Source organism: Mesorhizobium sp. M4A.F.Ca.ET.020.02.1.1 (genome assembly GCF_004022645.1).
Taxonomy (GTDB): Bacteria; Pseudomonadota; Alphaproteobacteria; order Rhizobiales; family Rhizobiaceae; genus Mesorhizobium.
This window is the reverse complement of the sequence record NZ_RZOI01000149.1, coordinates 1-10,151: the sequence shown is the minus strand read 5'-3', so window position 1 is coordinate 10,151 and position 10,151 is coordinate 1. Positions and strand designations below refer to the sequence as shown.

Below are 10,151 nucleotides of genomic sequence, written 5' to 3'. Positions count from 1 at the left end.
ATGATATAGTAACTTTGCTATTTTTTACGCATGGTAAACCTTCGCCATATAACCCGGTATACTAGTGCTTTTCCGGACCCGTTTTGGTGAGGGTCGGCGGGCCGGGTTTGGCAAATATAAGTATAAATAAGAATAAAATTTTAGATAAAGTAGATGAAATGAATTGCTGCAAACTTATCCACCTTCATTTCCAATAATTTGAGACAGGATTGATAGCGTCCACAGTCAAAGGTGGGCGTCATGAAAACACAAAAAGCTCTGCTGGGGAAAGCCGGACTCGAGGTTCTCGTGCTGGCGATCGGCCTCTGCGGGATGCCGCAACCGTCATCGGCGAGCGCAGCGCCGGGTGATTCGGCATTCACGGGAACGCTTGCGAAAGTGGTCCGGGCACCCCTCAGCCTGGGCGGTGTTTCGCTGGCCAGATATCAGCCCTGGCAGCCTGCGGCGTCATACAGGATCGGCATGGTCTCCGGTGCCTATGGCTTCGGCGAGGTCGAGCGTGCGGAGGCCGCGTCAGCGGCGCAGGGTGGCGCCGGCATTGACCCTATCCAGACGGCCGCGATCATTTCGGGCGTGTTCGGCTCGGTCGCGCTGTCGATGCGCAACTTCCCGGTTGCGGCGCGCTGGGCGCCCGTCTACCGGGCGATCGTCGACTGCTCGGCCGGCAGCGCATGCGAACGCAAGAACACCTCCTTCGTCGCGATCGTCGACGCCGCCAAGGGCAAGGGGTTCAGCGACAGGCTGGCTTTCATCAACACGAGCATCAACCGCCTGATCGCCTACCGGAAGGACAGCGCCGTCTATGGCAAGCTGGACTATTGGGCGAAGCCTTCGGAAATCCTCGAGCGCCGAGCCGGCGACTGCGAGGATTTCGCCATTCTCAAGATGACGGCGCTGCTGCAGGCCGGCGTTCCGGCGCAGAGCATGTCGCTCGTCGTTCTTCAGGACCGCAAACGGAAATTCTTCCACGCCGTGCTGTCGGTGAGTACCGCCAGCGGTGCCTTCATCCTTGACAGTCTCGGCAATGCCGTCAGGCGTGACAGCGATCTGCCCGACTACGTTCCGCTCTATTCCTTCAGCATGGACCGGGCCTGGATCCATGGCTCCAAGACCGGCGGCGCCGAGATGGCCGACATCAAGGGCGGCGTTGCCGCGGTTGCCCCCGGCGAGGGCCTGGAGCCGGACATGGTCTCCGCGATTGTGGCGCCGACCCGCATGGGCCCGCGCTGAACACCTTCCCGGCCCCTCCGGGGTCAGCCGCTGAAGACGAAAGCCATCAGCAATTCCGGCTCGGCCACCGGCGCGCGCGCCACGTTGAGCTGGCCACGGTAGCGGCGCTCGCCGACGCCTATGACGAAACCGGTATTCACGGGCGTTTCGCCATTGGCCTCGAGCCGGGCGAAGATATCGGCCACGTTGAGGTCGAGCGCCAGCTTCAGGTCGTGCCGCGCATCGTCATTCGGGCTCGCCGGCAACTGGCGCTTGACCAGCTGCTGGAACGGCGCGTTGAAAGTAAGGATCTTCTTCGACGACGACAGCGCGAAGGCCGGCGAAGGGCAGGCGACAAGTATCGCGGTGATCGTCCTGATCGAGGCAAGCTTGCGCAGTGCAAGGTTCTCCTGCGCCAGTCCGCGCATGCAGGCGACCCTGATCGCCGAGGTCAGGTTCCCCTGTTCGGCGTGGCTTTCGGCAATCTCGTCGACCAGCATGCCGATCGTGCACTTGCGGCTTTCGGCCATCTGTTTGAGCGTCACCCAGAAGGCGCGCTCGAGGCGGATGCCGCGGCGCACGCCGCCACGTGCGACGACGCGGAATTCCGGTCCGAAATCCTCGGCGGTCAGCGGCAGGAGCAGCCGCTCGCCCTGGGGGATGGCAGGTGTGATGCTATCGCTCACTCATCGCCTCCTCGCGTGCCTTGTTGATCGGCTTCAAGAGATAGGTCAGGATTGTCTTTCGTCCGGTCTTGATGTCGACCGAGCAGATCATGCCTGGAATGATGGAATAGGTTTTGCCGTCCCTTGCCAGTGTCGACTTTTCCGTGGCGACACGCACCTGGTAGTACGGTTCGCCGGTCTTCTGATCGACCAGGCTGTCGGCGGTGATGTTCGAGACCTTTCCCTCGATGCCGCCGAAGATCGAGAAGTCGTAGGCCGTGACCTTGATCAGCGCTTCCTGGTCCGGCCGGATGAAGGCGACGTCGCGCGGCGAGACCCGCGCTTCGACCAGCAGGGTTTCCGAGGTCGGGACGATGCCGGCGACCACCGCGCCAGGCTGCACGAAGGCACCCAGCGTGTTCAGGTCCAGCGTGTTGACGATGCCGTCCACCGGCGAGCGGATATCGGTGCGCGCCACCTTGTCGGTGGCACCGCGGATGGTCTCCTCCACGACCGAAAGCTCGGCCAGCGCCTGGGTGAGCTCGTCCAGGGCCTCCTGCTGCAGCTGCAGGCCGAGCTCATCCACCTGCAGCTGCGCCTCGGTGATCGCCGCCTTGGCCTTCTTTATGGTCTCGCCGGCGAGATTGAGCTGGCCGTTCAGCTCGGTCTGCTCGCGCTCGACGCGAAGCTGCTCGGTCCTGGCCATCAGCCCCTTCTTGACCATCGCTTCGACCAGCTTGGCCTCCTGGTCGCTGACGATCAGGTTCTTCGACAGGCGGTCGAAATTGGCGGTTGCCTCGTCCAGTTCCTTCTCGCGCTGGTCGAGGCGCGACTTGAGCACCGACAGCTTGTTCTCGAAGTTTCCACGCCGCGCAACGAGCAGCCTCTGCTCATTGTCGCAGATTTCCGGGGCGACCGACTGGATGTCGGCCGGGCATGGAAAGGGGCCGGCAATGTTGCCGCTTTGCTCGTATTTGAGCCTTGCGATGCGCGTCTGCAAAGCGCGCGCCTTGGCCTGCTGCTCGCCGAGGCTGGAGCTGTTGCCCGTATTGTCGAGGCGGATGATCAGGTCGTTCTTCTTGACGACCTGGCCGATCTTGACGGCGATCTCCTGGACAACGCCGGCCTCGCTGGCCTGGATGATCTGGGTCTTCGAGGCAGGTATGACCTTGCCGTCGCCGCGCGCGATCTCGTCGACTTCGGCGAAGGCTGCCCAGCCGACGAAAGCGACGAACAGCGCCGCTATGATGTATATCGAGGCCGACGCGAAAAGCGGCGGACGATCTTCCCTTGCAAGCATCTACCCTGTCCCAGTCAGGCGCTCGACTTCTGCAGCGCCTGGATGACTTGTTCCTTCGGCCCGTCGGCGACGATCTTGCCCTGATCGATGACGATGAGGCGGTCGGCCAGCTCCAGCATGCTGAAGCGATGGGTCGAGACGATCAGCGTCGTGTTTCGCTCGAAAGCCACCTTCAGCTGCTTGATCAGCTGCCGTTCCGAGGCAAGGTCCATCGACCCCGACGGCTCGTCGAGAAAGACGATCTTCGGTCTGGTCAAAAGCAGGCGCGCGATCGCCACCGCTTGCCTCTGGCCACCCGACAGGTTGGTGCCGCGCTCGCCGACATTCATGTCGTAGCCGCGAGGATGACGGGAGACGAATTCATCGACACCGGCGGCCTTCGCGGCCTCGATGATGGCCTCGTCGCTCGCCTCCGGCGCCGCCATCAAAAGGTTCTCCTTGATGGTGCCCGAAAACAGGTCGCCGGCCTGGGCGACGATGCCGACCGCGGCGCGCACCTCCGAGGGGTGGTATTGGCGGATATCGATGCCGTCGACCAGCAGCTCCCCCGAGCTCGGCAGGAAAAGCCTGCCGATCAGGCGTCCCATCGTGGTCTTGCCCGATCCAATGCGGCCGATAATGCCGACACGCTCGCCAGGCTTGACCGAGAAATTCAGCCCGCTCAGTACCTCGGTTTCGGAGCCGGGATAGACGAAGCCGACATTCTTGAAGGCCATCGCGCCGTTGCGGATCGGGCGATTGACGAAACCCACCGTGTCCGGCCTGTCCTCCGGCTGCGACATGATCGAGTTGACGATCCTCAGCGACAGCATGGCCTGGCGGAACCGGGAGAGCGTGATGGCGATCTGGCCAAGCGGCGCCACGGCCCGGCTTGCCAGCATGACCGTGCCGATGATTGCCCCGGTGGAGACATACCCTTCCGAGAAGGCATAGGCGCCGGCCACGACCAGGGCGACGGTCACCAGCTGCTGGATGGATCCGGTGATGTTGCCGGCGGCGGCCGAAAGCTGCTTGATCTTTTCCGACGTGTTGGCAGCGTTCTTGGAATGCTCGCCCCATTTGCGCAGCAGGTACGCCTCGGCGCGCAGCGACTTGATCGTTTCCAGCGTCGAGATGGATTCGACCAGCAGCGCCTGGCGCTGCGAGGCCTCGTTCATCGAGGCCGCCACGCGCTTGCCGATGCGGCGCTGCGTCACCAGTCCGACGATGATGGAGATCACGAAGGCAAGCGCCGGGATGACCACCAGCCAGCCGCCGATTGCGTAGATGACCAGCAGGAAGACGAAGACGAAGACGGTGTCGATGAAGACGCTGATCGTGTTGGAGGTGAAGAACTCCCGCACAAATTCATATTGGGTGACGCGGCTTGCGTATTCGCCGGTTGAACCGGGCCGCGTCGATAGCGAAGAGTTCAGCACCTTCTCGAACAGGAGATAGGATATTCTAAGATCCGCCCTGCGCCCGGCATAGTCGATGAGCGAGGCGCGTGCCGTCTTCAAAAGCAGGTCGAACAGGATGACTGCGCCGATGCCCAGCGCCAGCACCCAGAGCGTCGCGATCGCCTTGTTCGGCAGGATCCTGTCGTAGACGTTCATGGTGAAGATCGGCGATGCGATGGCCAGCATGTTGATGAAGATCGCCGACAGCACGACCTTCGAATAGGTGCGCCAGAACGCACCCATCGTTCCGGTTAGCCAGTGCCGGCGCTCGATCTTCGGCGCCGAGCCGACCTTCATCGCCTCGGTGGTGTTGGCGTAGGTGATCGAGAAGGACGCGCCGCCGCTGATATAGCTTTCGGCCAGCTCGGACTTGCTGATCGTAGTGCGGCCGTTTTCCTGAGGGGCGGTGAGGTAGTCGCCGCTGTCGATTTCCGCCAGCAGCGCGACGGGCAACTGGCTGACGCGGAAAACGATGGCCGGAAGGTCGACGCGTCCGCGCAGGAAATCACGATGGTTGAATTCGCTGACCTCCAGGCCGATGCGCTCGGCCAGGTGCCTGATATCGGCGATCTCGATGCGCGACTCCCCGATCGGGACCCCGGCAAACAGCACGGTCTCCGCGCTCGGCCTGCCGAGATACGCCGCAACGGCCGAAAAACAGGCCTTGAACGCCTCTTTGGGCGACAGGATATGTGGCTGCTGATTCACGACCCGCCCCGAAGGACCAGCGATCGACTTACATCGGCTGCTTCTTCCTGACTGGCGCGAGGATGTCGAACGGCAGATCGTTCTTCTGCTCCGACGGGGTCCGCGCATAGGTTTCGGTATCGGCGGTTTCCGGCACGCCGAACTCGGTTCGCGCATAGGCCGTCGACTGCTTCGCCGGCGCGATGTTCATCGTCTTCAGCAGCTCTCCCGTCGCCGCCAGCAGGCGGTACTGGGCGAAAAGCGAGGCGTAGGACGCGGTATCGGCCAGCGTCGCCGTGTTGAAGCGCGTGTTCTGCGCGTCGAGCACGTCGAGCAGCGATCTCTGGCCGACCTTGAACTGCTCGCGATAGGACCCGACCAGCCTTTCATTGGCGGCGGCCTGTTGCTTCAGTGTCTTTGCCAGGTCGGCTTGCCGGAAGCGACGGTCCCAGGAGGTGCGGACCGCTTCCTCGATCTCGCGCAGAACCTGATGCAGCGCAAGGCGCTGTTCGCTGGTGCGACGGATCTGTTCCTGCTCGTTGGCCTTGTCGATGCCGCCCCGATAGAGGTTCCAGCGCAGCACCACCCGCGCCTGCAGGTCGCTGGTATCACCGTCATTGCCGTCGATGTCGGTGCCGGCGCGGGCAACGCCCTCGGCGATGATCGACGGTCCGAATTTCGCCCGTGCGGCGTCGACCAGGGATGCGGCGGCGTCGATGTCGCTGTTGGCCATGTGCACGCGCGGATTGTTCTGCCGCGCCAGCCCGATCGCCTCGTCAAGCGAGCGCGGCAGGGCAGCGGAGACATCGCCCGGCCGCGAAGCATTGGTCAGCGGTTTTCCAACGGTCTTGAAGAACCGTATCTTGGCGGCTTCAAGTTCCTCGGTGGCTTCCTGCATGCGCGCCTTGGCGGCGAACAGCCGCTCCTCGGCCTGCTGGCGGTCGGCCTCGTTCAGCGCGCCGCCGGCGATGCCTTGCTGGATGTCGCCGAGAATGGACTGATGGAAGCCGAGGTTCTTCTTCGCCTCCGAGACGATCTGAGCCTGCAGCATGTATTCCAGATAGTCCTGGACGACGGACAGCCCGATGAATTCGGACCGCTCCAGCACCCGGAACGACGCGCCGTCGACCCGTGAGGCCTGACGGTTCAATTCGGCGCGCCTTGCGCCGCTGTCATAGAGCGTCTGCGAGACCGTCAGATCGGTTTCGGCCGGATAGAGCGCGTCATCCTCTATGGAAAGCGCGCGCCGGGATGGATTGTCGAGACGGCGGGCGCCGGCCGATGCTTCCAGATCGACGCTCGGAAGGTAGAGACCCTTCGCCTGGCGCAGCTCGAATTCGATCGCCTCGCGGTTCTGGATCGCCTGGCCGATCTCCGGATTGGATTCGACCGCGACCGCTATGGCTTCCTTGAGCGTGAGTGCGCTAGCAGTCCCACAAGCCAGCATCGAAACTGTCATGGCGAGCGCAATGCGCCAGCCAACGGTGACATTACCCGTCCTGTTCATTTCTACCCCGTGACTTTGTATCCCCGCGCCCGTGTTGTTTTTTTAGGCGCTCAGTGCCCAAGCCTGCCACCGGAGCTCTCCCACGATTATCTATCAAAATTTCGCAACGTGTGAGCGCTTATTCATTTGGGGGCCCGCCAAAAACGAGAATCCGGCCATTAGTTTCGCCGGATGTAGCAAAAATGGCACAGAAAGGACGGGCCGCTGACCCGCCATTTGGTGTGAAAGGAACGCCAATTGGCGTGAAAGGAGCAAAAGTACCCTTCGCGCAAACGAAGTACAAAACGCGGCGCACATAGAATCACGCGCTGGCGTCGGCCGGTCTTCCAGCACCGGCAAGGCAATGTGCCTCCAGCAAAATATGACCGTGGGCAGCAAGGGTTCAACCGCCGGCAGAATCGCGGCCTGAATACTTCTCGCAGCGAAGCCGGCCTCCGGTGCAAAGGCTTGCCATTGGGCCAGCCATCATGATGCCGTGTCCCCCGGTGCGACAACGCGCCATGCGGGTTCGGGGGTGAACGATACAGCTTCGGCGCGCAGCGGCGGAGCGCATGGGTATGGCGTGTGCGGTTGCGTTCAAACTATGTGTTTCTGCGCTCGTTCCTGCCTTGGCTGGAGAGTCAAAGGCGCCGAAGGAAAACCGCTGCGCGCTTTTCCTTTAATTGCTCCAAATCCCAGAGAAATTGCCGCCGTTTTGCCGGTTTCATTGGCAATGGAGGGCGGTTGCCTGCTATTGCCGCTTCAAATAAAAAAGCATGGACGTTTCCGCATGACCAATGTCGCCCTGACCGGGCTTGCCCGCGATCTCGCCAGACGGGCCGCCGAAGGCCGTCCGGTGCGCATCGGCGTTATCGGCTCCGGCGAGATGGGCACCGATCTGGTGACGCAGGGCATGCTGATGCCCGGCATTTCGGTCGCGGCCATCTCGACACGGCGCCCGCACACCGCCCGCGACGCGATCCGCATCGCCTATGGCGACGAGGCCATGGCGGCTGAGGCCGACACCGCTTCGAAGGTCAGCCAGGCGATCGAGAGCGGCAGGATCGCCATCACCTCGAACGAAATGCTGGTCACCAATCCGCTGATCGACGTCGTCATCGACGCCACGGGAAAACCCGGCGTCGCCGCCGACTTCGACCTGATGGCCATGGAGCACGGCAAGCATCTGGTGATGATGAATGTCGAGGCCGACGTCACCATCGGCTGCTATCTGAAACAGCAAGCCGACCGGCTAGGCGTCGTCTATTCGGTCGGCGCCGGCGACGAGCCGTCGAGCTGCATGGAACTGATCGAGTTCGCCTCGGCGCTAGGCTACACCATCGTCTCGGCCGGCAAGGGCAAGAACAATCCGCTCAACCATGACGCGGTGCCCGACGACTACCGCGAGGAGGCGCTGCGCCGCAACATGAACCCGCGCATGCTGGTCGAGTTCGTCGACGGCTCGAAAACCATGGTCGAGATGTGCGCCATAGCCAACGCCACCGGTCTGGTGCCGGATGTCCCAGGCATGCATGGTCCCAAGGCCGACCGCGACGAGCTCGCCAAGGTGCTGATCCCGAAGGCCGATGGCGGCATCCTGTCGAAGAAGGGCGTCGTCGACTATACGATCGGCAAGGGCGTGGCGCCCGGCGTCTTCGTCATCGTCGAGGCGACGCATCCGCGCGTCATCGAGCGCATGGACGATCTCCATGTCGGCCACGGCCCCTACTACAGCTTCTTCCGGCCCTACCACCTGACCTCGCTGGAAGTGCCGCTGACCGCCGCCCGCATCGTGCTCCATCGCCGGCCCGACATGGTGCCGCTGCCGAGGCCGGTGGCCGAGGTCTGCGCCGTCGCCAAGCGCGATCTGGCAGCGGGCGAGACCTTCGACGCCATCGGCGAGACCTGCTACCGCTCCTGGACGATGACCGTCACAGATGCCCGCGCCAGCCGCGCCGTGCCCGTCGGCCTGCTTGAGGGCGGCAAAGTTCTGAAGCCGGTCAGGAAAGGCGAATTGCTGACCGCGGACAACGCCGCGCCTGACGAGACGACCAGGCTCTACGCCTTGCGCCGCAAGCAGGACGAGATGCTGTACGGCTGATCGAGTTTACTTCCCCAGCTCTATCGACCTCAGCCGCGCCGCTTCCACCGCTTCGGTCAAAAGCCTCGTCAGCCGCTCCTCGCCCATCAGCACGCCAAGCGCGGCGGCCGTCGTGCCGTTCGGGCTGGTCACCTGCTGGCGCAGCACGCCGGGGTCCTCGTGGCTTTCGGCGGCGAGCGAGGCGGCGCCATAGACCGTCTGCATGGCGAGCAGGCCGGCGGTCCTGGCCGGCAGGCCGGCCTTTTCGGCTGCAGCCGTCAGCGCCTCGATGAAATGGAAGATGTAGGCCGGGCCTGATCCGGACACCGCCGTTACCGCGTCCATCAAGCCTTCGTCGTCGATCTCGGCCACTTCGCCGCTCGCCGCCAACAGGTCGGCGACGAAGCGCTTCGTGTCGTCCGACACCAGCGGGTTGGAGAACACCACCATCATGCCCTTGCCGATGGCGGCCGGCGTGTTCGGCATGCAGCGCACGATCGGCGCACGGTCGCCCAGGATTTCGGTGAAGGTGGCGACGGGCGTGCCGGCGGCGACGCTGAGGAAGGTGGTGCGGCCGTCGCCGAAACGCTTGTAGGCGGCGGTCACGTCGCGGATCACTTGCGGCTTGACCGCGATGACGACGAGGGAAGGCACCGCGTCGGCCGGAATTCCGGCGGCATCCGCGGCGGCGCCGCAGCCCAGCGCCTCGGCACGCTTGCGCAACGCGTCATTGGGCTCGACCACGAACACGGCTTGCGGTGCAAGCTTGCCGGATTTCAGCCAGCCCGAGAGCATGGCGAAACCCATATTGCCGCAGCCGGCGAGAACAAGCCTGATTGTCATTTGGATGCCTCCGCGGGAACGGCCTTCCCATAGACGCTTGCGGCGTGGCGGGAAAGCCCCGTCGAAGCCAGCTCAGGAAGAGCGGCGCACCGCCAGCGGCCGCAGCGCCACCTGCCTCAGCCCGAGCACGCTGAGCACGAAGAACAGCCAGACGGGGTCGGCGCGGCGGAAGAAGAAGCTTTCGAGGAAGCCGTTCAGCGCCGCGAACAGCAACACCATCATGAAGAAGTCGCCGAGATAGATGTTCTCCTTGCGCAGCGGGATGCGCATATAGTCGCGCAGCGGCGCGATCAGGAAGGTGTAGACCGCCAGGCAAAGCGCCGGAATACCCATCAGCACGGCGATGTCGAGATAGCCGTCATGGCCGTGCACAATGGTCCGGATGTCCCAGGGTCGGTCGAAGGGCTGGTCCTGGTTGAGCAGCAGCGGTGTCCCCCAGAAG

7 protein-coding genes and 1 pseudogene are annotated in these 10,151 nt (G+C 63.5%); 2 read left to right on the top strand and 6 right to left on the bottom strand.

Going from position 1 to position 10,151, the window contains the following annotated elements; translation table 11 throughout:
- Positions 1 to 240: 240 nt before the first annotated feature.
- Complete coding sequence (locus EN742_RS12440) at positions 241 to 1,230, top strand: transglutaminase-like cysteine peptidase (RefSeq protein ID WP_128332854.1); 990 nt, start codon at positions 241 to 243, stop codon at positions 1,228 to 1,230.
- Between the two features lie 23 nt (positions 1,231 to 1,253).
- On the opposite strand, the gene EN742_RS12435 is transcribed toward EN742_RS12440, so the two are convergent.
- The 4 genes from EN742_RS12435 to EN742_RS12420 are packed head-to-tail and all read right to left on the bottom strand — an operon-like array spanning position 1,254 to position 6,807.
- Complete coding sequence (locus tag EN742_RS12435) at positions 1,254 to 1,895, bottom strand: ribbon-helix-helix domain-containing protein (RefSeq protein ID WP_126056481.1); 642 nt, start codon at positions 1,893 to 1,895, stop codon at positions 1,254 to 1,256.
- Positions 1,885 to 3,174: an HlyD family type I secretion periplasmic adaptor subunit gene (locus EN742_RS12430; protein WP_126056480.1), complete on the bottom strand. Its 1,290-nt coding sequence runs from the start codon at positions 3,172 to 3,174 to the stop codon at positions 1,885 to 1,887. The genes EN742_RS12435 and EN742_RS12430 overlap by 11 nt, the downstream gene beginning before the upstream one ends.
- Positions 3,175 to 3,188: 14 nt before the next feature.
- Positions 3,189 to 5,321: a type I secretion system permease/ATPase gene (locus EN742_RS12425; RefSeq protein WP_126056479.1), complete on the bottom strand. Its 2,133-nt coding sequence runs from the start codon at positions 5,319 to 5,321 to the stop codon at positions 3,189 to 3,191.
- Between the two features lie 28 nt (positions 5,322 to 5,349).
- Positions 5,350 to 6,807, bottom strand: a complete 1,458-nt coding sequence (locus tag EN742_RS12420; protein WP_126056478.1) for a TolC family outer membrane protein — start codon at positions 6,805 to 6,807, stop codon at positions 5,350 to 5,352.
- 769 nt (positions 6,808 to 7,576) lie between these two features.
- On the opposite strand from EN742_RS12420, the gene EN742_RS12415 reads away from it, so the two are divergent.
- Positions 7,577 to 8,887 (top strand): NAD(P)H-dependent oxidoreductase, encoded by a 1,311-nt coding sequence (locus EN742_RS12415; RefSeq protein ID WP_126056477.1) that lies wholly within the window; start codon positions 7,577 to 7,579, stop codon positions 8,885 to 8,887.
- A 6-nt stretch (positions 8,888 to 8,893) separates the two neighbouring features.
- Here the strand turns inward: EN742_RS12415 and proC are convergent, their stop codons facing one another.
- Entirely contained in the window at positions 8,894 to 9,709 is an 816-nt protein-coding gene (gene proC / locus EN742_RS12410) for a pyrroline-5-carboxylate reductase (RefSeq protein WP_126056476.1), read from the bottom strand.
- Between the two features lie 72 nt (positions 9,710 to 9,781).
- Positions 9,782 to 10,151, bottom strand: a pseudogene (locus EN742_RS12405) (O-antigen ligase family protein); the annotation flags it as partial.

Bases quoted from the DNA above. Each gene is read 5' to 3' on its own strand.
- EN742_RS12440 (WP_128332854.1), top strand. From the start codon at position 241: ATGAAAACACAAAAAGCTCTGCTGGGGAAAGCCGGACTCGAGGTTCTC.
- EN742_RS12430 (WP_126056480.1), bottom strand. From the start codon at position 3,174: ATGCTTGCAAGGGAAGATCGTCCGCCGCTTTTCGCGTCGGCCTCGATA.
- EN742_RS12420 (WP_126056478.1), bottom strand. From the start codon at position 6,807: ATGAACAGGACGGGTAATGTCACCGTTGGCTGGCGCATTGCGCTCGCC.
- EN742_RS12415 (WP_126056477.1), top strand. From the start codon at position 7,577: ATGACCAATGTCGCCCTGACCGGGCTTGCCCGCGATCTCGCCAGACGG.
- proC (WP_126056476.1), bottom strand. From the start codon at position 9,709: ATGACAATCAGGCTTGTTCTCGCCGGCTGCGGCAATATGGGTTTCGCC.